This window comes from Mammaliicoccus sciuri (genome assembly GCF_025561425.1).
GTDB classification, from domain to species: Bacteria; Bacillota; Bacilli; order Staphylococcales; family Staphylococcaceae; genus Mammaliicoccus; species Mammaliicoccus sciuri_A.
This window is the reverse complement of sequence record NZ_CP094824.1, coordinates 934,646-955,420: the sequence shown is the minus strand read 5'-3', so window position 1 is coordinate 955,420 and position 20,775 is coordinate 934,646. Positions and strand designations below refer to the sequence as shown.

Below are 20,775 nucleotides of genomic sequence, written 5' to 3'. Positions count from 1 at the left end.
TCTGAAATACGATAGCAGTTACCACTTGAACCAGTTGCTATAATATCAATTAAAATGGTTCTTCATCCTCTGTTGGATGTTGTGCAGGTTCTTCTTTAGTCTCTTCTACTTCTTCAAAATCTGTAACATCGGTTGCCTCTTTATGTGGTACTTCTTCGAATTCTAATAGCTCTTTATTCGCATTTGCTTCTTCTTCAGCATCTAAAATTTCTTTACGTTGTCTATTGTCTCTATTTTTAACTTCACTAGATAATAAACTACTATCATCAGAACTATTTAATAGTTTCTTACATGCTCTATTAATGACGGTCTTTTTGGCCATTTCTTGAGGGAATCTTCTATGCGTTCCATCTTCCTTAAACTTGCCATCATATACCATTTGAGATTGTTTCCACGCCTCTTCAATTTCTTCGAAGCTCATAATCTCTGTATAGTTTTTACTTTCATCCTCAAATACAACAGTTGCATAAGCACCAATGATTTTTTTACTATCTCTGTTTCCAAATGATTGAGAATGTTCTAAATCGACAATTTTACCGTTCTTTGTTTTATATTTAACTTCATCACCTTCAAAGATAACTTCAGCATTTATTTCTTTAGCACCAGTAACTCGTCTTGTAACTGCCATTGTACCTAGATATGATCTTTGGAACTGAACGTTATCTCCGTACATAATGAAATAACCTTGATTCTTAGCTGGATTTAGTCCTTGTACGACCATATCCATTAAAGCGTTAGCAATACTGTTTGGATTAGCGAACTCAAGCGCTGGCTTATAACCGTCTTTCTTAGAACCTTTTAAATCCTGAAGTGTTAACATTGCGGATTTCATTGCGTTTTCAGGTGAATAGTTTTCTGGAAACTTTAAATCTCCCTGTGTTTCTAAACTCTTAACTCTAGCGAGGACGTTGTCTCCCATTTTTTGATTTTTTACTAATACTTCGTTTTTATTTGTCATATATATAATCTCCTTTATTGTGTATAATTAAATTAATTTATTATGAAAGCGTGGTGAAAAAACATGTTAGACCCAAAACCTAATAATAAGAAGTCCTTACTAGGATGGGAAGATTTAAATAGTAAGCTTCAAGCTGTGTTTGAAAAAAGCTACAAAACAGAAGAACCTGTAGCAGCAATTAACTCAGATGAATATTTTATGTCAATTGATGAAATAAAATCAGAAGCTGAAGAAAAAGGTTACAAAGTTAATGTGATTGGTAATTTCGTTGAATTTCGTTAACATCAGTTTCTAATTTTGCAATCTTGTTATTAATTTCTAAAAGCTTTATTATGAGTTTATTAACACTTTTAATCTCCTCCGCCAAGATGATGATTAGGAGTGTTAATTTTAATACTTTAAGTTTCATCTTAATTCCTCCACGTCTTTAATTAATTGCATATCTTCTTTACTTACTTCATACAGGCAATTCATTCTTGTTGCTACCAGGTATACATCAATAACTTGAGGGTTATAAACTTGAATGAACTCTGCACCATCATCAAGAATTTTCATTACTTCTTTTGCTTGTGTACAGCCGTACCTAAAACCAGCAATAAATCCAGTTTCCTTACAATCTATTTTCTTTCTAATAACAACAGTCTTAGCATCTTCAATCTTTAAAGATTCCTCGTTCAGATATTCTTTTGTCTTCTTCCATCTCTTGTTAATTTGTACATAATCACCTAATTCGTATTTCATACGCTTTTCTCCATTCTCAATGTATCGTCTTCTTTACTAACAACTAATCTAATCTGTTGTGATTTTGTTGGTAATATATCAATTACTGATTCAGCATTATCAATAAAGATTGGTGCATTAATTTTGTAGTGATCACACAATGTATTAATGATATCTAATCCTGCATTAAGCTTTTTAGCACTATTTAATCCCCTGTGATACTCAATACCATTTACAGTTGTTTCACATGTTTCTTTAACTTCTCCATCTACTTGCGTATAAAATAATTTGAATTTCACGTATTTAAACTTTTGATTGATGTTATCTGTTAACTTATTGATTTTTGTAATCGTAAATTTGTTCAGTTTATAAAGTTGGCCAGAATAAATTTCTTTCTCGTCTAATAACTCATCTTCTTTATTCCTTAATTCTTGAATACGTTTTTCGATGTTCTTATTAGATGCAGCAATAGACTTCAATTTATCTAAATGTTCTTTTGCAGCATTCAATTCATTTAACTGTGAATCTAATTCATCAAGGCGATCATCTACTTCTTCTTGAATGTTCATACGTTTCTTATTGAGTTTGTCAATATCTCTTTGAACTTCTTGGTATTCGCTTGATTGCGTTACATCTGTTATTTGTGATTTCAGGTTATCAATCTTACTTTTAATTCTTTTAGACTTCTCTGTAGCTAAATCTATTAATTTTTGATGTTTATTATTTTCTTCGTTTAGTGCATCAATGATTGGTTTAATCTTTTTACCGTCTTCCAACACTCTTTCCATAGATCCTGTAATAACCTCAAGTTGAAGTGACTTTTCTTTGTTGAATTTTTTGAGTGCATTTTCTCTTGTCTCTTCAACTTTTTCATTCGGTAAATCTTGGCCACAACACGAGCAAACTTTTTCATCTACATATTCAAACTTGTGATTTTTAGCCTTTTCTAAATCAGACTTTAATCTTTTATGCTCTGCTAAAAGTTCTTTTCTTCTACCTTCTTCATATTGAATCTGAGTTTGGTTATTCTTCATTTTTGATTTGTAATTCAAAATAGTACTTTCTTCTGCGTTAAACTCATTCATAAGTGAATGAATTCTTGATTCAGTAGTAGATGAGTGGTCTCTTTTGATTCGTTCTAATTCTGATTGTTTATCTTTTACTTGATTACGTAACTCAATTTCTGCACTTCCGTTCTGCAACTCGTATCTCTTATTAACGAGTGTTTGAATGTTATCTTCTAGCTGCTTGTACTCAGATGCGTTCAATTCTTCTACTTCAACCAATGAATGTGATGCTTCATTGATACGTGTTAGTATATCTTTAATTTGTTGATTTATTTGTTTAATCTTATCTCCGACTATCTTCTTCTTTGTTTCAATATCATGATCAGTAAGTAATTCTTTCAATCCCTCAAGTTCTGAATCGCTGGCAATGACATCGTCATCTGTAATGTCATCTGCAATTTGGAATAATAGTTCCCTACGCTTTTTCCAATCCAGATTATTAAAAGCTGTAGGATTTGTTATAAGTTTAAAAACTTCTTCATCTACAACCTCAGCCACTCTATTTTTGCAATCTGTAACTTTTACCTTTTCATCATTCACATATTGGTACTTTGTTCTACTTCTGGTATATTCTTTACGATTTGTTTTTTGATTTGTAGAATATTTTGGGTGTGACTCTTTCTTAAGTGTTAGTAATCCACCATCAATCTCAAATTCAGCAATAACTATAGGGATTAGTTCATATAGTTCTTCTCCATTTTCATCTTCAGGTACAGGATTAAAAGATTTAGTTGTCCCGTCTAATCCTTTATCAAATAGCAACCATTGTAACGCAGTAGCTGTTGTTGTTTTACCTGTACCGTTTTGGCCAAAAATATCTGCATCTTGGCCATTAAATTCAAAAATTTGATTTTTAAAGCCTGCAAAATTCTCCATTACTAATTTGTTTAATTTTAATTGCATTGCTAAATATCCTCCTTCGTGATATTCTGTACGTGTATTTTTATTTGAAATTGTGCCTTTTCCAATTGCCGTTGGATTAGGCTTTTTTAATATCGTGCCTTAATTTTAAAATCATAAGGTTTGTTACTGCCCTTTAGTATTTCGACCATTAGTGCGTCTACTTCGCTTGTGTTGTCGTCAATCCAACTTAAAATTGTCTCATTAATTTCTTCAAAAAGACCTTCAGCTGTATCTTCAACATGTACTTCTGCAGCAAATATCAAATCATGATTAGTACTAAATACCTTCACTAAAATTAGGGCATCCCCTATAACTTCATAGCGATGTAAAAATTTAAATCCGTAATGATATTCTGTTTTCGTTACTTGTGAACCTGTTTTAAAATATGACATTTACATTTCCTCCTTTTTTAAAAATATTTGATCAGCCATTTCAAATCCTGCTACTGTCACTATCCAAAATAGAAACGAATGCTCAATAGGTGTTGTACTAAATGACGATATAATAAAGAACTCAACTACAATTGCTAGTGTAAGTGCTGGGTATTTGATAAAGTTCCAAGCTATGTTCATACATTTTTCCTCCTTTTGAGTATGCTCCCCAAGTCTCCAATTTGTTTAAGCATCATACTCGTACATTATTTGTATACATATATCTTTTGCTTTGTCGGATGGCCACCAGGATTTTCTGTTTGTTTTTTTAATCTCAATAGCTTTCATCCGACTATCTTTTACGATGTGATTTCTAAAGAATTTCTCTCCAATGCACATTCGCTCTTTAATTTCTTCAGCATCAACTAGCCAGTCTCCTTTCGGCACGAAAGACCACATCCTTTTTTATTTTTCTTTTGGTATAATTTAGTTATCAATTAACAAGGTGGTGATAAATTTGGATATCATTGCGATTTGTATAGCTGTTTTCAGTCTCTTACTAACTGCTCTTAAATATTATTTGGATTATATGAAAGACGCCCTTAACATAGAAGTCATACCAACCAGAAGTTTTCATTACCTAGGGGTAAATAAATCAAGTTATAACGATTTAACATTTGTCAATTTTACAAAGTTTCCAATTTCTATAATTGATGTTAAATTCGACATTAAAAACAAAGTTGGTGAGCAAAAGACTTTTGACGTGATTCCTTATGAAAACAAAAATTATTCTATCCCTTTCACTTTGGGACCTTATGAAAGTGTTATGTGTACTTTTTATCTTGATGAATATCCCGTAATATGGAATTGGGATGTGACTATTAAAGTTACTACTAATAAAGGTATTTATACAAAACCTATTACGATAGAATCATTGACAGAATTCCAAGAAACAGGGCAATTAGTGACAGAGATAACATCAATAAATAAGGTAAGTGATCTTTCCAACCCCAAGGGTGGTTTTCTAAAGAAATTTTTATCTCATTTAAAAACTTGAACATTTATATCTCTCCTCTATGCCACTCTTGAATTGGGGTGGCATCAATTTTTTTATCAAGTATCTCTTCTACTTTTTTATAAATAGTGATAAGTGGCATTGTCTCACCATTGGTACCTGAATGTATTCTGAGCTCTTTCAACTTTTCTTTAGCTTCTTTGATTGTTTTACTGTTTGATATAACATCGTTAAATATATCGTTTACTAAACAATAAAACTGATTCATATGATCTTCTTGGATAATTTCTAATGATTCTAATTCTTGCTTGGTTAATGTTATTCGTTCCATCACTTATGCTCCTTTCTGGTATAATTTAGTTGTCCCTTTATGAAGGGAGGTGTTAACTATGGACAAAATTAAGTTTGATCCACAGCAGTTTGCAAATGCATATTTAAGTTCTCAAAATTTTGATTTAAAAGAGTATGAGAACGAAAAAGAAATGATAGAAGAAGCATTTGCTATTTATTTAATGGCTTTCGAACGTGCTAGAGAGTTCGTTGAGAAGACCCAAAAGAACGATTAGTTTTTGGTATATTAATTTTCCTTAAATCAATACTAGGCTTTCTTGTATTACTCTCAATTTTCCAAACCTTACAAGTCACAACTGCTATTGTGATGAGGAGGGTTATTTTTTGTAATTTTTGCATATCGTACATGCCCCTTTCGTGTATAATATTGTTATCAGTTAATAAGTGTGTTGTTATTGTTAGATGTGTAGCTTGATTCGAGAAAGAAATCTGCAGACCCCAAATTTGGGTTTTGTAAAATCACACCTAAGTAGTTATCTATATCTCTTACTAAATGGTCATGTCTCTTCCCTACCATTTTTGATACTTCGCGACTATCTACATAAAATTCATTGTTTTGTTCTACTACTTGTAAATCTTGCATATAGTTATGCTCCTTTCTGATATACTCCTTATAGAAGGAGGTGATAAATTTGGATATAAATTTCTTACAATCTTTAGATTTTTTAATTCAAAAAGCGAATAAAAAGGCTGTAACGAAAAATTGGAATATTGTTTTCGATTTAAATAACAAGTTATTTACTGCTAATTTCATTAAAAATACTGTTAGCGAAAATGCTGTTTTCAGTAGTATAGAATCAGATGATGATAATGAAAAAATAGCTTTAATGACTGAACAGTCATTTTACAAATTACGTGCTGTCAATGACTTCGAAGAAGCACCTTTAAAGAAAATAATTCGTTATTTAGACACAAGAGATTCTTTTGACATATATAGATTGTTAAAATCATATATAGAAAAATTTGATCTTGATTCGTCACAATTGGATAATTTTGCTTTCGACGTTAAGAATCTAAAAACTGGAGAAACATACTCATTCATAGAGTTTAATGAATCATCAAAAGTACAATTCGTCACATTGGCTACTGATGAAGATTTACAAACTCTGACTCATGTTTTAAAGTAAGATAAACTAATTGAAGGACTGCGTATGCTTCTCTATACGTAAGTTCTTCTTTTTTCAGTTCTTTTAAAATTTTGTCGTGCATTTCAAATGTTATTTGCGTGTTTTCTTCTTTCGCTGCTCTCATTGCTTTTTCATAATCAGATTTCAGACCGTAAATTCTCCATTCAGCATCATTCATATATTCTTGGTTTTCTTGCATTGTTATTCCTCCTTTAAGTTGGTTGTTCTCCTAAAAACTTATTAACAAAGTACTGCTGTCCTTTTCCAGTAACTTTTGGTGTCTTACTAATTGATGTATGCCCATCTGAATGACTGATTGTTGTTTCTTTGATTTCAAATAGTTCTCTTTCCATTGAGTACTGTGTCGGCATGTTGTAATCAATGCCCTTACGTTTAATGAGGAATCCATTTTGGCGTAACCATTCAAATAATCTACGTTGACCAATATCTACACCATTTTGTTTGATAATCTTCGCTAACTCACCAACCAGAATTGATGTTTTAGTAGTAGCCACCGCATCAGCAAATACGATTTTAGGTTTGTCTTTCTCAATCTTTGCTTCAAGTTGATTGATTGTGTTATTAGCAATCTTCAAAGCTCTCTGCATTACCATTTCAGGACTGTTCCATGCTTTTTCGACTTGGATGAAATAGTCGCGAAATTCAAATCCTTTTTGAGTGCCTGACATCATCGCGATATGCTTTGCCACATCTAGTGTTAAAGCGTAATCATCTAATTGTCTTACCGCACCGTTGTTAACAACCGTACTTGTAAGTACACTTGTAAAATCTTGGTCTTTTTTAAAATGTTTTAAATTTGTTTTAGCCCATTCGCTGAAACGTTTTTTAACATTCAAAGCACCATATAGTTCTCTTGCACTAATAGCAATTTCTCCATTTGCTTTTTCTTGAATATTGAACATCTTTCCGATGTCAGGTTTGGTCTGTAAATCTTGCATTGTTTTATCCTCCTTTTAAGTCAGGTTTGGCTTTTTGTGCATTTTTGGAACTTGTTTGAAAAAAAAATATTCTGGAAACAACTCTTGAATGGGGATTTTGAGTTCTTTAGAAAAAACCATAGCTTCATCTAAACTGATTGGTATTTCCCCACGTTCTCTTTTTCCATATTGTTGACCTGAAACACCTATTAGCTTCCCCATATAGTCTTGATTTTTTTTAGCTGTTTTGCGAAAGCTATATAAATCTTTGTGCATTTTTGGAACACATCCTGACAACAATACTAAACCTATTGTTCCAAAATTGCAAGTGTTTTTAACATATTTTTTTACTCTACACATTAATTTATGTTTTTGTTGCATTTTTGGAACTTTAGGCATATAATGAAGTTATAAATTTCAAAACACGTTTAAAGGAGATAAAAAATGACATCATTTTCTTCGAATTTAGAACGACTTATGAACAGAAAAGATATGAGTGATAGTGATTTGGCTGCTTTAGTAGATGTAAATCGTACAACTGTTACAAGATGGAGGAAAGGTATTAGAAGTCCTAAGTTAGATAAGTTACCTGAAATCGCTAACGTTTTTGGAGTCGAACCACTAGATTTAATTAGTGAATCAAACAATCAAGATATCATAGTTAAAATCAACGATGTTTCTTCTCAACTCACACCTCTTCGCCAACAAAAAGTCCTTACATACGCTGAGAAACAACTCGAGGAACAAAAACGAAGAGATAAATCAAATAAGATATCATCTATCGAGGAATACAAAATAAAATATAATAATAATAGAACGGAAAATGAAAAGATAGCTTTCCCTAGAATTGGTTCTACTGGTGCTGGTATTGGAGAAGATTTATATGACGATATCATTGAAGAAACAGTATATTTTGATAGAAATGAAGTAGATGAAGAGCTACTTGAAACTGCTGATTTTTGTATCTATGTTAATGGTGATTCTATGGAACCTGCCATAAAGAGAGATACTTATTCTTTTGTTAGAAAAACAATTGAAATTAGAGATGGTTTAGTCGCTTTAGTTATCTATGATGGAACAGTATTGATTAAAAAGATTGAAATAACAGAGGCTTCAGTTAATTTAGTATCATTAAATCCTAAATATGAAACAATAAGAGTTGAACCACACCATCAATTCAAGCTGATCGGTAAGATAGTTCAATAATTTTTTTACTTTAACAAAATAATTTATGATAAATCACTGTTTGTGATTAATTTTTTTGTTAAGTTTTGAAAGATAAAATATAAGATATATGGATAGAATGCTGGTTTTTCATATATAACCTACACTTATAGCATATACATTCTATAATTCCAACTTATATTAGTATTGTAAATTAGGTGATATTTTAATAAATACCTATCTTGCTACGGAACTATAAATCGAATATGCACAGATAACTACTGATACTATCAATTTTTTATTAACATCTAGTAAATAAAATAATTTATAGAAGATAAAATATAGTATGTACCGATGAATAGTTGCAACATAAAATAGTGTTTAAACATATAGAATTTGAATAAAGGAGGCTTTGTCCAATGCAAAGTGAGAAATATAAAGTAATAAGAATATTAAGTCTAAATGAAATTGTGATTAATGCAGGCAAAGAACAAGGAATTACTGAAAATGATGAATTTGAAATATTTAATTCAGATTCAGAAAAAATTGTAGACGTTGATACTGAAGAGGTTCTCGGCTATATTCCTACTAAAATAGACACAGTGATTATAAGTAGTCTGTACGATAAATTTTGCGTATGTACTCCCAAACCAAACAGAGTCTACCCAGAATTGTATGGTTTAACTAGAAATACAACAGGATTCAAAAAAATTTCTAGAAATTTTAGAATTGATGAAGATGATATCGAGCCTTTAATCGATAATGATGAAACTTTTATTAAAAAAGGAAATACGGCAATTAAAAAATTGCATAATCAAAATTAATATTATATAATAATGCCATAACTGAGATACCTATTCATCAGAAACGGGGAAGCGAGACCCAAGTTGGCATTAGTCAACTTGGGTCTTTGTGGTTTTAAGGAGGATAACTGTGTTCGACAAACCATTTAAAACACTAGATGAACAAATTGAATTGTTAAAATCTAGAAAATTAATTATACAAGATGAAGAATATGCAAAATCTATTCTAATTACTACTTCATATTACACGTTAATTAATTCTTATAAATCCATTTTCTGTGAAAATGATGTTTTTAAAGACGGTATAAAATTCAATGATTTAGTTATGTACAATCATTTTGAATATGACGTACAAATGTTAATATTCAAGCAGTTATTAAGTCTGGAAAATAGCTTTAAGACAAAGACATCTTATGTCTTATCTCAACAGTTTGGTGTACATCAAAAGCAATATTTAGATCCCAAAAATTTTCATAATAGAAATGGTAAATTATTATCAAAATTAAATTTTATAAATGAAATTATAGAAAATGATGAAAATTATCCAATTATACATTACCAATTAAATAAAAATCATATACCTGCATGGATATTAATGAGAAATATGACATTTGGACAAGTACTTATATTTTACACCCAATTTAATAATCATACAAAAAGCGAAATAGAAAAATACTTTCCTGAAATACTCTCTCCAGTGACTATATATTTAGGAGTAATAAAAAGCTTTAGAAATAAAATTGCACATGGTACACCTATAACTCTATTCCAAGCAGACACTTCTTTAACTTATGATTCTATTCCTACCGAAATCAAAACATACTATAATATATCAAAAACTAAATTTCGTAAAAAAGGATTAGGCAAAAACGATTTACTAAGTTTGTTAATCTCACTATTAATTCTTAATAATGACAAAATGGAAAAGTATGCATTTCTGTTAGAATTCCGATAATTATTGAATAGATATAATATTGAAAATCTACTACCAACAAATATAAAACAAATACTTTGTGTTAATTCTATTGATTTTCTTATTAAAAATTTTACAAATGATTAAAAAACAATAATGTTTAAAATAATAAATATTTATAATTAAAAATAAACAGAAATTTAGTTACCTCACATGTGTGGGGGTTTCTTGTAAAAATCAATTGAAAGGTGGTGATAACCTAAGACTTAACAACCTCCCCAAGTCTCCAAACTTAACTGGAGGTAGTTTCAATGAAATATATTAATTCGAAAAAATATGAAAATGTATATAGTTATAAGACCACAAATGGTGATAAACGTTATTGCTATAGACTCAAATACTACTTAGATGGCAAACGAAAAGAAAAACAAAAAAGTGGATTCTTAACTGAAAAAGCTGCATATAGAGAAGTTTTGTTATTAAAAACAGATATAGAAGAACAAGATTATTCAGTTATAGAAGCAGACAAGATTACTGTTAAACAGGCGGCTGAAATGTATTTCGAGTTTAAAAGCCCCAGCTGGGCAAACTCAACGTTAAGAAATAACAAAAACTATATTAATAATCACATTATCCCTTTAATAGGTAAAACCTATTTATCCAGATTAACACCATATGAGGTACAAACTAGTCTAATCAATCCGCTTCAAGATAGAGTGAATTATAGGACAACTTATAACATCTATTGTACTTTTATTGCCATACTGGATTTCATGGTCGATAACGAAAAATTAAAACGAAATAAAATATCAGGAAAAATGCATTTTAAAGAAGAAGATACCCAACCAATTTTTTATAATCAAAGTACCTTAAAATGCATATTACATTATGCTGATAGTATGGAGCCTGTTTATAAAACCATTGTTTATACCCTCACCTATACAGGAATGAGAATTGGTGAACTACAAGCATTGAGATGGACAGATATTGATTTCAAAAATAATACAATCAGTATTAGAGAATCTAGAAATGACCATGACAATTTTACAAAAACAAAAACGAAACGTTCAAAAAGAACAATTCACGTAGATCCTGAATTGATAAAAATGTTGAAAGAATATCAAAAATACATCGAGAATAAATCGTTTTATCGTAATGCACCTATCGATATCCATTCAGCAATTTTTGTTGGTAATTATGGATTAAAGCCTATTTCTAGGACAATCATTTACCAAGCATTCAATCAGATGTCTGAGGATTTAAATATAAAAATCCATGCACATGCTTTTAGGCATTCTCATGCTACATTACTATTAAAAGGTAATCAGTCTATATTCTATGTTGCTGAACGTTTAGGTAATACACCTAAGATGATTGAGTCTACTTATGGCCATATTATAGATAGTGCCAAACGTGATGTTTCAGATGCTTTTTCAAAAATACTGTCGGAAGAAGTGTCGGAAGTCATTCCATTCAACGCTCAATCCCTTTGATACCAAGGGGTTTAGGCGAACATGCTTGACTTTTTGCACAAGTACAAATGTTCTGTATTGACTTTATGATGAATACGTGACCTTCATGTATTTCGTGTAAATATTTTAAATTCTAAATGTTGAAATGACTAAAATATTAATATATTTATCAATTAGGCTAGATTTAATATCAATTAAGACTTATAATTTATGTAACCAATTTTCTTGTTTATAGACTTTAGTTATAAATTCTACTTTTATTTTGAAGTTAATGATGTGCTTAGAGTTAAATTTCATTGATTAATTGGTCTTGTGTATGCTACAGAAGGGATGATGATTTATGAAACAATCTAACATTGAAAATTATACAACGAAAGCTAAGGAACTATTGAAACATAAAATTATAACTAAAGAAGAATATGATCAACGTATAAAAGATTATACTGACTATACGAATAGTGAAGGCAAATACGCACGCAAATAAAAAAGGACGTTCAAAATTTTTGAACGTCCTTTTATCTTATTCTGTATATGCATTTACCATCCAAGTTACACCAAATGGATCTTGGAATGAACCAAAGAGAGGTGACCACTCTACCTCGTTTAAAGGCATATCAATTTTACAACCCGCTTCTTCTGCTTTCTTAAACAATTCGATAACAGCTTCTCTATCCTGTTCATCGTTATAATTAAACTGAAAACATGCTTGAGCGCCTTCGTTATTGATATCTTTATTTTGCCAAGTGTCACTACATAAAAATGTCTTCCCTAATAAGTTAAAGCTCGCGTTCATTGTAAAAGATTCGGGCAATTTAAATTCATCAGGTGCATCTTTAAACATCTCATGGTTACCCGGAACTCTCATAATATCCGTTGCACCTAATTTTTCTTCGTAGAACTTTAATGCTTCAATACTATTTTTAAAATTAAAATAAGTATTAACTTCCAATTTAAAACGCCTCCTCAATCTTTTTATATCATATTGAGTATAACGTCTATAGTGCAATATTCCAATTATTGTGTATTAAAACACTTCAATATCTAGAGAACTTTTACCGTTTAATTTCATGTTCGAAAAGCGATTATTTTCATACAAGTAATGAGCTACTGACCCTATCATAGCAGCATTATCTGTACATAAATTTAATGGTGGAATACTAAGATCTATTCCTAATTTGTTTGATTCTTGCTCAAGTGCATGACGTAAACCTTTATTCGCAGCTACACCACCAGCTACAATTAATTGTTGAACATCATAGTCTTTAACTGCGGCCATTGTTTTGCCGACAAGTACTTCTACAACACTATTTTGGAAACTAGTCGCAACATCTTCTTTAATGATTTCTTCATTTTTTTGCTTTTTATTATGCAATGTATTAATAACCGCACTTTTCAACCCACTGAAACTGAAATCATAACTGTCTTTCTCTAACCATACTCTAGGGAAATTCAAAGTATCTTTACCGATTTGTGCAAGTCTATCAACTTCAGGACCTCCTGGATATGGTAAACCTATTGTTCTAGCAACTTTGTCATATGCCTCACCGACTGCATCATCGCGCGTTTCACCTATAACTTCAAAATCTAAATGATTTTTCATGTAAATCAGTTCTGTATGTCCACCAGAAACGATTAGTGCAATTAAAGGAAATTCTAATGGTTTAACGAGATGATTAGCATAAATATGCCCTGCAATATGATGAACTGGAATAAGTGGCTTTTGATGACTAAATGCTAAGGCTTTAGCACTTGCAACACCGACAAGTAAAGCACCAATTAATCCTGGACCTTCTGTTACGGCTATTGCATCAATGTCATCCATTTGCATATTTGCATTTTTCAAAGCTTCATCAATCACTGTTGTCATCACTTCAACGTGTTGACGACTCGCTACTTCTGGTACTACACCGCCAAATTTTTTATGTGTCATCATTTGTGTAACAACTTCATTACTGATAATTTCATTGCCGTTTTTTATGACGCTTGCTGCTGTTTCATCACAACTTGTTTCTATACTTAATATAATTGATTCAGACATTTTTTAGACTCACCCACATCACTTTAGCATCCTCTCCATCGCCATAATAATTTTTCCTAACGCCACCATACGTAAAACCAGCTTTCTCATAAACGTGTCTGGCCGCTTCATTATCCACTCTTACTTCTAAGCTCATCGTTGTACAAGTTGCACTTGCAAAAGTCATCACATACTCTAATAACATTTGTCCTATTCCATTACCTCTATATTGCTCGGCAACAGATATTGTCGTAATTTGTGCTTGATCAATAACTAACCACAATCCACAATATGCAATGATTTCTTCACCTATAGATACAACAAAATAATGCGCAAATTCATTTTTCTCTAACTCATGATAGAATGCGTCAATAGACCATGAACTTTGTGTAAAACTATGATTTTCTATTTCGTATACTTGAGGGACATCTTCAATTGACATTTTTCTGATTTCTAATGCTTCGTTTGATTGTTTTTCCAATTTTGTTCCGCCTCTGATAATTTTAGATATCTTGGTTTTAGTTCATGAACATTTAACACCGGTTGTTCCTTAATTTTATACATTATTGAAGCATCAGGTAATTTTGAAAGACTTCTACCTTCTAACTTATCTTGTAACTTTAATACATCGTGACCAATAAATATATATGGATGATTTTGTGATTTTAAAAATTGATTCAATGCTTCAATAGATATATAACTATCTTCTTTGATTGTTTCTAATTTATCATCTTTATATTGATATACACCAGCAAATACATGATCTCTTCTAGCATCAAATAAAGGTACAATAAGATCATTTTCGTTGTTGTATGTTGCTGCTAACGCTTTTAAAGATGAAACTTCATATAAAGGAATATCCAAAGTATATGCCATCGTTTTTGCAGTTGTAATACCAATTCTTAACCCTGTATACGAACCTGGTCCATTGGCAACTACTATATCTGACAATGATTGAGGTGTTAATTGCGCTTCATCCATTAACGATTCAATAACGGGCATTAATTGTAATGAATGATTCTTCTTTATATTGGACTGATAATTGATTAATACATTTCCATCTTTAACAAGTGCTACTGCTAAAGGTTGATTAGAAGTATCAATTAGTAATGTTGTCATCATTTAGCACTTCCTTTATCTGTTTATAATGTTCACCTTTAGAAATAATTTCAAACACCCTTTTATCGGCGTCAATATACTTAATGTTGATTTCTAAACGCTCTTTAGGTAAATATTCTTGAATAAATTCACTCCATTCAATAATCGTAACACCATTATCATTAAAGTATTCATCAAATCCTAAATCTTCATCACTATCTTCTAATCTATAACAATCCATATGATGAAAAGGCAATCTCCCTTTGTAAGACTTTATTATATTAAAGGTAGGTGAATTAATGTTTCTTTTAACGCCTAAAGCCTTTCCGAAATATTGGCTAAAAGTGGTTTTACCCGCTCCTAAATCTCCATTCAACAAAATAATATCATTTTCAGTTACAACTTGAGCTAATTTTTCAGCAATTTGCTGCGTTTTTTCTAATGAGTCAACTTGAATAATCACTAATTTGGCACCTACCTTTTCTTTACTTAAACTAACTGAACTATTATAACAAATATTTATTTAATTGGGTAATGAATGGTTTATTTATCAGTAAAGCGCTTACATTATCTAAATTTTTAGAAAAATCTAAATCTTCTGTTGACATGCATTCTGATATGCGTTAAATTTAGTACATAAATTTTTTAACTATTCAAAAATCTTAACTAAAAATATGGTTCACATTTGAGAAGAAAGGACGAGTTGTAATGAAATTCACAATGACGGCAAATAAACTGACAATCGAATACAGCATATTAGTAATTTTATTACGCTCAGAAGGACTCGAACAACAGTAAGCTTCAATTTACTGTATGGTTTAAGTCCTATTTCTACTTGAATGGGACTCGAAGCAACGTCCCATATTTATTGGGACGTTGCTTTTTTATTTTTCTAGAGGAGTGTAATTATGAGAAGTGACATGATCAAAAAAGGTGATCACCAAGCACCTGCAAGAAGCCTATTACATGCAACAGGGCAAATCAAGAGCCCGACGGATATGAATAAACCATTTATTGCGATTTGCAATTCTTACATTGATATTGTCCCAGGACATGTTCATTTAAGGGAATTGGCGGATATCGCAAAAGAAGCGATTAGAGAAGCAGGTGGTATTCCATTTGAATTCAATACAATCGGTGTTGACGATGGTATAGCAATGGGTCACATCGGGATGCGCTACTCATTACCAAGTAGAGAAGTTATTGCTGACGCAGCTGAAACTGTTATTAACGCACACTGGTTTGACGGCGTATTCTACATGCCAAACTGTGACAAGATTACACCTGGTATGTTACTAGCATCTGTTAGAACAAACGTACCCGCTATCTTCTGTTCTGGTGGCCCAATGAAAGCTGGTTTATCTGCAACTGGTAAAGCATTAACTTTATCTTCGATGTTTGAAGCTGTTGGATCATTCAAAGGTGGTTCAATGACGAAAGAAGAATTCTTAGATATGGAAAAGAACGCATGCCCTACTTGTGGTTCATGTGCAGGTATGTTTACAGCAAATTCAATGAACTGCTTAATGGAAGTATTAGGATTAGCATTACCTTATAACGGAACAGCTATTGCTGTAGGAGAAGAAAGAAGAGAATTAATTAGAGAAGCAGCCTTTAAACTAATGGACTTAGTTAAAAAAGACATTAAACCTAAAGACATCATTACTAAAGATGCAATTGATGACGCATTTGCTTTAGATATGGCAATGGGTGGTTCTACAAATACAGTCCTTCATACTTTAGCTTTAGCAAATGAAGCTGGTATCGATTATGACTTAAATAGAGTAAATGAAATAGCTAAACGTACACCTTACCTATCTAAAATTGCACCAAGTTCTTCATACTCAATGCATGATGTACATGAAGCAGGCGGTGTACCAGCTATCATCGGTGAATTACTCAAACTCGATAATGTTTTACATCCTGACCGTATTACAGTCACAGGCAAAACATTAAGAGAAAATAACGAACATCGTGAAATTAAAAATACAGAAGTCATCCATACAAGAGATAATCCATTCTCTGAAACTGGTGGCTTATCAATGTTATTTGGAAATATCGCGCCAGATGGTGCTGCTATTAAAGTTGGTGGTGTTGATCCATCAATCAAGAAATTTGTCGGTAAAGCGATTTGCTTTAGTTCACATGATGAAGCGGTTGAAGCAATTGATAACCACACTGTTAGAGAGGGTCACGTTGTTGTCATTCGTTATGAAGGCCCTAAAGGTGGACCTGGAATGCCAGAAATGTTAGCACCTACTTCTTCTATCGTCGGTAGAGGTTTAGGTAAAGATGTTGCATTAATTACAGATGGTCGATTCTCAGGTGCAACAAGAGGTATCGCTGTCGGCCATATTTCACCAGAAGCTGCCGCGGGTGGACCTATCGGACTCATCCAAGACGGTGATGAAATTATCATCGATTTAACGAATCGTACATTAGATGTAAATGTTTCTGAAGCAGAATTACATGCTAGAAAACAAAACATTGAACCATTTAAAGCTAAAGTTAAGACTGGTTATCTTGCAAGATACACTGCCCTTGTAACAAGTGCAAATACAGGAGGCATCTTGAAAGTACCGGACGAACTAATTTAAGGAGTGATTTGCATGGCACTAACTACTAAATCATACAAAGAACCAGATGAAGCAACTAAAGAAAAGACAATAACTTACACAGGGGCAGAATTACTTGTCCAATCCTTTATTGATCAAGAAGTCGATTACATCTTTGGATATCCTGGCGGTGCTGTCTTACCTTTATATGATGCCTTTTATGAAGGTAAAGTGCCTCATATTCTTACGAGACACGAGCAAGGTGCAGTTCACGCAGCTGAAGGATATGCAAGAGTTACCGGTAAACCAGGTGTTGTAGTCGTTACAAGTGGACCTGGTGCAACTAATACAATTACAGGAATAGCTGATGCTATGAGTGATTCAATTCCATTAGTTGTACTTACTGGACAAGTTCACAGACCAGGTATTGGTAAAGATGCTTTCCAAGAAGCGGATTTACTCTCTATGACAACACCTATTACAAAGCATAATTATCAAATTACAGATGTAAAAGATATTCCAAAGATTATTGATGAAGCATTTCATATTGCTTCAACTGGTCGTAAAGGTCCAGTTGTAATCGATTTTCCTAAAGATATCGGTGTTCTAGAAACAGTTGAAGTTTCTCCAAGAGAGCTTAATTTACCTGGATATCATATTAACTTAACGCCAGAAGATAAAGAGATTGAACAAGTTATCCAAATGATTCGTTTAGCTAAGAAACCAATTATACTTGCTGGGGCTGGTGTTAACCATGCAGAAGCGTCAAAGGAACTTACAGCATTTGCTAATAAATATAAAATTCCTGTTGTAAACACTTTGCTTGGATTAGGTTCTACCCCTTACTCTGACCCATTATTCTTAGGTATGGGCGGTATGCATGGTTCATATGCAAGTAACATGGCATTAACAGAATGTGATTTGTTAATTAACTTTGGAAGTCGATTTGATGATCGTCTAGCAAGTAACCCAGATGAATTCGCAAAAGACGCTAAAGTTATTCATGTAGATATCGATCCATGTGAAATTAACAAAATCATTCCTACAGATTTAGGTATTATTGCCGATGCAAAACAAACATTAGAAGCACTATTAGAATATGATGCTCATGAGCTTATCCATCATGAATGGTATGAACATTGTCTATCTAATAAAGCAACATATCCATTTAGATATGACAAACCAACTGATGACTTCATTAAGCCACAACAAGCAATTGAGTATATCGGAAAGATTACAAACGGAGATGCCCTTGTTGCAACTGACGTAGGTCAACATCAAATGTGGGTTGCACAATATTATCCATTTAAAACACATGGTCAAATTATTACAAGCGGTGGTTTAGGAACAATGGGCTTCGGTATTCCAGCTGCTATGGGTGCCAAGTTTGCACACCCTGACAAGACAGTTGTTGCCTTTGTTGGTGACGGTGGTTTCCAAATGACTAACCAAGAAATGGCCATTTTAAATGAATTTGATAATGACATCAAAATTGTATTAATCAACAATGGTGCTTTAGGTATGGTTAAACAATGGCAAGATAAATTTTATAGCCAACGTTTTTCTCATTCAGTATTTGCTGGGCAGCCTGACTTTATGAAGCTTTCTGAAAGCTATGGTGTTAAAGCTTTCATGATTGATTCTAACGACAAATTAGAATCTACACTTGATGAAGCATTCGCTCATAAAGGCCCAGCCTTAATGGAAATTAGAATTTCCCCTTCTGAACCAGTACTTCCAATGGTTCCAAGTGGACAACCAAACTACAAAATGGAGGGCGTTGAATAATGAAAAGAACAATTAAGACTCAAGTACTCGATAGAGCGGGTACACTCAACCGACTTACAAGTATTTTTGTAAGGAGACAATACAACATTGTTTCTCTTTCTGCAACGCCTACTGAAACAGAGGGCATCACAAATATTACATTTATTGTGGATGTTTCAGATGAAAGTAGTACAGAAACAATTATTAAGCAGTTAGAAAAGCAAGTAAATGTAATATCTGCCCTAGATATTACAGATAACAACCTATTTAATAGAGAACTTATTTTAATCAAGTTAGGACACCCTGACGATTATCAAACGTTCGAAAAAATCATTAAGCCTTATGAAGGTCAATTAACCATTTTAAAAGATTTAGAAGATTATATTTATATTCAAGCAATTGGAACCCATCAAACAATAGAAAATCTATTGGATGATTTAAAAATATATCCTGTGACACAAGTGTCACGAACAGGTTCTGCAGGATTACTATAATACAAAATAAAACAAATTAATGGAGGCATTTATTATGACTAAAGTATTTTATGACAACACGGTAACAGAGGACGCATTACAAGGTAAGAAAATCGCAGTAGTTGGATATGGTTCACAAGGACATGCACATGCACAGAACTTAAAAGATAACGGTTATGATGTTGTAATTGGTATTCGTCCAGGTAAATCATTTGATCAAGCTAAAGAAGATGGTTTTGAAGTATATCCAGTAGATGAAGCTGTAAAACAATCTGACGTTGTAATGATTCTATTACCAGATGAAATTCAAGGACAAGTTTATAAAGAAGAAATTGAACCTAACTTAGATGAAGGAAATGCTTTAGTATTTGCTCATGGATTTAATATTCATTTTAAAGTTATTCAACCACCAGCAAACGTAGATGTATTCTTAGTTGCACCAAAAGGACCAGGTCACCTAGTTAGACGTACATTTACTGAAGGAAGTGCTGTACCTGCACTATACGCTGTATATCAAGATGCTACAGGCAAAGCAACTCAATTAGCATTAAGCTATGCAAAAGGTATCGGTGCTACTAGAGCTGGTGTTATCGGTACAAGCTTTGAAGAAGAAACTGAAACTGATTTATTCGGTGAACAAGCAGTACTTTGTGGTGGTGTAACGAAACTTATCCAATCTGGTTTCGAAACATTAGTTGAAGCTGGCTACCAACCAGAAATTGCTTACTTCGAAGTATTACATGAAATGAAATTAATCGTTGATTTAATTTATGAAGGCGGAATGGAAAACATGCGTTATTCTATTTCAAACACTGCAGAATTTGGTGATTATGTATCTGGTGAACGTGTTATCACACCTGATGTTAAAGAAAATATGAAAGAAGTACTTAAAGATATTCAAACTGGAGCTTTCAGTGATCGCTTCATTAAAGATAACGAAAATGGCTTCGAAGAATTCCTAAGAATGCGTAAAGAGCAACAAGGACATCAAATCGAATCAGTAGGTAGAGAATTACGTGACATGATGCCATTCGTTAAAGCTAAAAGTATTCAAACTAAATAA

The 20,775-nt window shown here is 32.3% G+C and carries 29 protein-coding genes; 13 read left to right on the top strand and 16 right to left on the bottom strand.

The annotated features are described in order from the left end of the window. Positions 1-49 precede the first annotated feature (49 nt). On the bottom strand, positions 50-958 hold the full coding sequence (locus tag MUA60_RS04880; RefSeq protein WP_262650021.1) for a recombinase RecT: 909 nt from the start codon (positions 956-958) through the stop codon (positions 50-52). 63 nt (positions 959-1,021) lie between these two features. On the opposite strand from MUA60_RS04880, the gene MUA60_RS04875 reads away from it, so the two are divergent. Further along, the gene (locus MUA60_RS04875) at positions 1,022-1,240 is read left to right on the top strand and encodes a hypothetical protein (RefSeq protein ID WP_262650020.1); all 219 of its coding nucleotides are present in this window, start codon (positions 1,022-1,024) and stop codon (positions 1,238-1,240) included. A 123-nt stretch (positions 1,241-1,363) separates the two neighbouring features. Here the strand turns inward: MUA60_RS04875 and MUA60_RS04870 are convergent, their stop codons facing one another. The 5 genes from MUA60_RS04870 to MUA60_RS04850 all read right to left on the bottom strand — a co-directional run bounded on the left by MUA60_RS04870 (position 1,364) and on the right by MUA60_RS04850 (position 4,466). Beyond that, entirely contained in the window at positions 1,364-1,699 is a 336-nt protein-coding gene (locus MUA60_RS04870) for a hypothetical protein (RefSeq protein ID WP_262650019.1), read from the bottom strand. Further along, positions 1,696-3,648 carry an AAA family ATPase gene (locus tag MUA60_RS04865; protein ID WP_262650017.1) on the bottom strand — a complete coding sequence of 651 codons (1,953 nt, stop codon included), beginning with the start codon at positions 3,646-3,648 and terminating at the stop codon, positions 1,696-1,698. The genes MUA60_RS04870 and MUA60_RS04865 overlap by 4 nt, the downstream gene beginning before the upstream one ends. Before the next feature lie 86 nt (positions 3,649-3,734). Continuing rightward, positions 3,735-4,040, bottom strand: coding sequence for a hypothetical protein (locus tag MUA60_RS04860; protein ID WP_262650015.1), 306 nt, complete (start codon positions 4,038-4,040; stop codon positions 3,735-3,737). Beyond that, positions 4,041-4,220, bottom strand: coding sequence for a hypothetical protein (locus MUA60_RS04855; protein WP_232196568.1), 180 nt, complete (start codon positions 4,218-4,220; stop codon positions 4,041-4,043). A 45-nt stretch (positions 4,221-4,265) separates the two neighbouring features. Then, a complete protein-coding gene (locus tag MUA60_RS04850) occupies positions 4,266-4,466 on the bottom strand; it encodes a hypothetical protein (protein WP_070369236.1) in 201 nt (66 codons plus the stop codon). Positions 4,467-4,536: 70 nt separating this feature from the next. Between MUA60_RS04850 and MUA60_RS04845 the strand changes: the two genes are divergently transcribed. Beyond that, positions 4,537-5,076, top strand: a complete 540-nt coding sequence (locus MUA60_RS04845) for a hypothetical protein (RefSeq protein ID WP_262650012.1) — start codon at positions 4,537-4,539, stop codon at positions 5,074-5,076. 4 nt (positions 5,077-5,080) lie between these two features. Here MUA60_RS04845 and MUA60_RS04840 read toward each other — a convergent pair whose 3' ends face one another. Continuing rightward, complete coding sequence (locus tag MUA60_RS04840; protein WP_204183910.1) at positions 5,081-5,365, bottom strand: hypothetical protein; 285 nt, start codon at positions 5,363-5,365, stop codon at positions 5,081-5,083. A gap of 58 nt (positions 5,366-5,423) precedes the next feature. Between MUA60_RS04840 and MUA60_RS04835 the strand changes: the two genes are divergently transcribed. Next, positions 5,424-5,600 (top strand): hypothetical protein, encoded by a 177-nt coding sequence (locus MUA60_RS04835; RefSeq protein WP_262650010.1) that lies wholly within the window; start codon positions 5,424-5,426, stop codon positions 5,598-5,600. Positions 5,601-5,758: 158 nt separating this feature from the next. Here the strand turns inward: MUA60_RS04835 and MUA60_RS04830 are convergent, their stop codons facing one another. Next, positions 5,759-5,968, bottom strand: coding sequence for a Rha family transcriptional regulator (locus tag MUA60_RS04830; RefSeq protein ID WP_262650009.1), 210 nt, complete (start codon positions 5,966-5,968; stop codon positions 5,759-5,761). Between the two features lie 49 nt (positions 5,969-6,017). Here MUA60_RS04830 and MUA60_RS04825 point away from each other — a divergent pair, with 49 nt between their 5' ends. Continuing rightward, positions 6,018-6,512 (top strand): hypothetical protein, encoded by a 495-nt coding sequence (locus MUA60_RS04825; protein ID WP_262650008.1) that lies wholly within the window; start codon positions 6,018-6,020, stop codon positions 6,510-6,512. Here the strand turns inward: MUA60_RS04825 and MUA60_RS04820 are convergent. From MUA60_RS04820 to MUA60_RS04810, 3 genes are read right to left on the bottom strand one after another with little or no spacing between them, the layout of a single operon-like run. After that, positions 6,469-6,711, bottom strand: a complete 243-nt coding sequence (locus tag MUA60_RS04820) for a hypothetical protein (RefSeq protein ID WP_262650007.1) — start codon at positions 6,709-6,711, stop codon at positions 6,469-6,471. The genes MUA60_RS04825 and MUA60_RS04820 overlap by 44 nt on opposite strands. Positions 6,712-6,724: 13 nt before the next feature. Then, a complete protein-coding gene (locus MUA60_RS04815; protein WP_262650006.1) occupies positions 6,725-7,471 on the bottom strand; it encodes a phage antirepressor KilAC domain-containing protein in 747 nt (248 codons plus the stop codon). A gap of 15 nt (positions 7,472-7,486) precedes the next feature. Further along, positions 7,487-7,831, bottom strand: a complete 345-nt coding sequence (locus MUA60_RS04810) for a helix-turn-helix transcriptional regulator (protein WP_262650005.1) — start codon at positions 7,829-7,831, stop codon at positions 7,487-7,489. 63 nt (positions 7,832-7,894) lie between these two features. On the opposite strand from MUA60_RS04810, the gene MUA60_RS04805 reads away from it, so the two are divergent. The 5 genes from MUA60_RS04805 (at position 7,895) to MUA60_RS04785 (ending at position 12,286) form a co-directional block, all read left to right on the top strand. Beyond that, on the top strand, positions 7,895-8,656 hold the full coding sequence (locus MUA60_RS04805) for a helix-turn-helix domain-containing protein (RefSeq protein WP_262650004.1): 762 nt from the start codon (positions 7,895-7,897) through the stop codon (positions 8,654-8,656). Between the two features lie 377 nt (positions 8,657-9,033). After that, on the top strand, positions 9,034-9,438 hold the full coding sequence (locus MUA60_RS04800; RefSeq protein WP_262650003.1) for a hypothetical protein: 405 nt from the start codon (positions 9,034-9,036) through the stop codon (positions 9,436-9,438). 109 nt (positions 9,439-9,547) lie between these two features. Then, positions 9,548-10,372: an Abi family protein gene (locus MUA60_RS04795; RefSeq protein ID WP_262650001.1), complete on the top strand. Its 825-nt coding sequence runs from the start codon at positions 9,548-9,550 to the stop codon at positions 10,370-10,372. A gap of 269 nt (positions 10,373-10,641) precedes the next feature. Then, positions 10,642-11,823, top strand: coding sequence for a tyrosine-type recombinase/integrase (locus tag MUA60_RS04790; protein WP_262650000.1), 1,182 nt, complete (start codon positions 10,642-10,644; stop codon positions 11,821-11,823). Between the two features lie 319 nt (positions 11,824-12,142). Then, positions 12,143-12,286, top strand: coding sequence for a hypothetical protein (locus MUA60_RS04785; protein ID WP_164961626.1), 144 nt, complete (start codon positions 12,143-12,145; stop codon positions 12,284-12,286). Positions 12,287-12,322: 36 nt separating this feature from the next. Here the strand turns inward: MUA60_RS04785 and MUA60_RS04780 are convergent, their stop codons facing one another. The 5 genes from MUA60_RS04780 to tsaE all read right to left on the bottom strand — a co-directional run bounded on the left by MUA60_RS04780 (position 12,323) and on the right by tsaE (position 15,377). Further along, entirely contained in the window at positions 12,323-12,751 is a 429-nt protein-coding gene (locus tag MUA60_RS04780) for a VOC family protein (protein ID WP_037589607.1), read from the bottom strand. 75 nt (positions 12,752-12,826) lie between these two features. Next, positions 12,827-13,840, bottom strand: a complete 1,014-nt coding sequence (gene tsaD / locus MUA60_RS04775) for a tRNA (adenosine(37)-N6)-threonylcarbamoyltransferase complex transferase subunit TsaD (protein ID WP_262649998.1) — start codon at positions 13,838-13,840, stop codon at positions 12,827-12,829. Continuing rightward, positions 13,833-14,300: a ribosomal protein S18-alanine N-acetyltransferase gene (gene rimI, locus MUA60_RS04770; RefSeq protein ID WP_262649997.1), complete on the bottom strand. Its 468-nt coding sequence runs from the start codon at positions 14,298-14,300 to the stop codon at positions 13,833-13,835. The genes tsaD and rimI overlap by 8 nt, the downstream gene beginning before the upstream one ends. After that, positions 14,273-14,938: a tRNA (adenosine(37)-N6)-threonylcarbamoyltransferase complex dimerization subunit type 1 TsaB gene (tsaB, locus tag MUA60_RS04765; RefSeq protein WP_262649995.1), complete on the bottom strand. Its 666-nt coding sequence runs from the start codon at positions 14,936-14,938 to the stop codon at positions 14,273-14,275. Before tsaB ends, rimI begins: the two co-directional genes overlap by 28 nt. Continuing rightward, positions 14,919-15,377: a tRNA (adenosine(37)-N6)-threonylcarbamoyltransferase complex ATPase subunit type 1 TsaE gene (gene tsaE, locus MUA60_RS04760; RefSeq protein WP_025905051.1), complete on the bottom strand. Its 459-nt coding sequence runs from the start codon at positions 15,375-15,377 to the stop codon at positions 14,919-14,921. Before tsaE ends, tsaB begins: the two co-directional genes overlap by 20 nt. A 448-nt stretch (positions 15,378-15,825) precedes the next feature. Here tsaE and ilvD point away from each other — a divergent pair, with 448 nt between their 5' ends. The 4 genes from ilvD to ilvC are packed head-to-tail and all read left to right on the top strand — an operon-like array spanning position 15,826 to position 20,775. Further along, the gene (gene ilvD / locus MUA60_RS04755; protein WP_025905050.1) at positions 15,826-17,514 is read left to right on the top strand and encodes a dihydroxy-acid dehydratase; all 1,689 of its coding nucleotides are present in this window, start codon (positions 15,826-15,828) and stop codon (positions 17,512-17,514) included. Positions 17,515-17,526: 12 nt separating this feature from the next. Beyond that, on the top strand, positions 17,527-19,260 hold the full coding sequence (ilvB, locus tag MUA60_RS04750; RefSeq protein WP_262649993.1) for a biosynthetic-type acetolactate synthase large subunit: 1,734 nt from the start codon (positions 17,527-17,529) through the stop codon (positions 19,258-19,260). Then, positions 19,260-19,733 carry an acetolactate synthase small subunit gene (gene ilvN, locus MUA60_RS04745; protein ID WP_025905048.1) on the top strand — a complete coding sequence of 158 codons (474 nt, stop codon included), beginning with the start codon at positions 19,260-19,262 and terminating at the stop codon, positions 19,731-19,733. Before ilvB ends, ilvN begins: the two co-directional genes overlap by 1 nt. 34 nt (positions 19,734-19,767) lie before the next feature. Beyond that, positions 19,768-20,775 carry a ketol-acid reductoisomerase gene (gene ilvC / locus MUA60_RS04740; protein ID WP_262649992.1) on the top strand — a complete coding sequence of 336 codons (1,008 nt, stop codon included), beginning with the start codon at positions 19,768-19,770 and terminating at the stop codon, positions 20,773-20,775.

Coding starts and splice junctions, on each gene's coding strand:
- MUA60_RS04880 (WP_262650021.1), bottom strand. CDS start 958: ATGACAAATAAAAACGAAGTATTAGTAAAAAATCAAAAAATGGGAGAC.
- MUA60_RS04875 (WP_262650020.1), top strand. CDS start 1,022: ATGTTAGACCCAAAACCTAATAATAAGAAGTCCTTACTAGGATGGGAA.
- MUA60_RS04870 (WP_262650019.1), bottom strand. CDS start 1,699: ATGAAATACGAATTAGGTGATTATGTACAAATTAACAAGAGATGGAAG.
- MUA60_RS04865 (WP_262650017.1), bottom strand. CDS start 3,648: ATGCAATTAAAATTAAACAAATTAGTAATGGAGAATTTTGCAGGCTTT.
- MUA60_RS04860 (WP_262650015.1), bottom strand. CDS start 4,040: ATGTCATATTTTAAAACAGGTTCACAAGTAACGAAAACAGAATATCAT.
- MUA60_RS04855 (WP_232196568.1), bottom strand. CDS start 4,220: ATGAACATAGCTTGGAACTTTATCAAATACCCAGCACTTACACTAGCA.
- MUA60_RS04840 (WP_204183910.1), bottom strand. CDS start 5,365: ATGGAACGAATAACATTAACCAAGCAAGAATTAGAATCATTAGAAATT.
- MUA60_RS04835 (WP_262650010.1), top strand. CDS start 5,424: ATGGACAAAATTAAGTTTGATCCACAGCAGTTTGCAAATGCATATTTA.
- MUA60_RS04830 (WP_262650009.1), bottom strand. CDS start 5,968: ATGCAAGATTTACAAGTAGTAGAACAAAACAATGAATTTTATGTAGAT.
- MUA60_RS04820 (WP_262650007.1), bottom strand. CDS start 6,711: ATGCAAGAAAACCAAGAATATATGAATGATGCTGAATGGAGAATTTAC.
- MUA60_RS04815 (WP_262650006.1), bottom strand. CDS start 7,471: ATGCAAGATTTACAGACCAAACCTGACATCGGAAAGATGTTCAATATT.
- MUA60_RS04810 (WP_262650005.1), bottom strand. CDS start 7,831: ATGCAACAAAAACATAAATTAATGTGTAGAGTAAAAAAATATGTTAAA.
- MUA60_RS04805 (WP_262650004.1), top strand. CDS start 7,895: ATGACATCATTTTCTTCGAATTTAGAACGACTTATGAACAGAAAAGAT.
- MUA60_RS04800 (WP_262650003.1), top strand. CDS start 9,034: ATGCAAAGTGAGAAATATAAAGTAATAAGAATATTAAGTCTAAATGAA.
- MUA60_RS04790 (WP_262650000.1), top strand. CDS start 10,642: ATGAAATATATTAATTCGAAAAAATATGAAAATGTATATAGTTATAAG.
- MUA60_RS04785 (WP_164961626.1), top strand. CDS start 12,143: ATGAAACAATCTAACATTGAAAATTATACAACGAAAGCTAAGGAACTA.
- tsaD (WP_262649998.1), bottom strand. CDS start 13,840: ATGTCTGAATCAATTATATTAAGTATAGAAACAAGTTGTGATGAAACA.
- tsaB (WP_262649995.1), bottom strand. CDS start 14,938: ATGACAACATTACTAATTGATACTTCTAATCAACCTTTAGCAGTAGCA.
- ilvD (WP_025905050.1), top strand. CDS start 15,826: ATGAGAAGTGACATGATCAAAAAAGGTGATCACCAAGCACCTGCAAGA.
- ilvB (WP_262649993.1), top strand. CDS start 17,527: ATGGCACTAACTACTAAATCATACAAAGAACCAGATGAAGCAACTAAA.
- ilvN (WP_025905048.1), top strand. CDS start 19,260: ATGAAAAGAACAATTAAGACTCAAGTACTCGATAGAGCGGGTACACTC.
- ilvC (WP_262649992.1), top strand. CDS start 19,768: ATGACTAAAGTATTTTATGACAACACGGTAACAGAGGACGCATTACAA.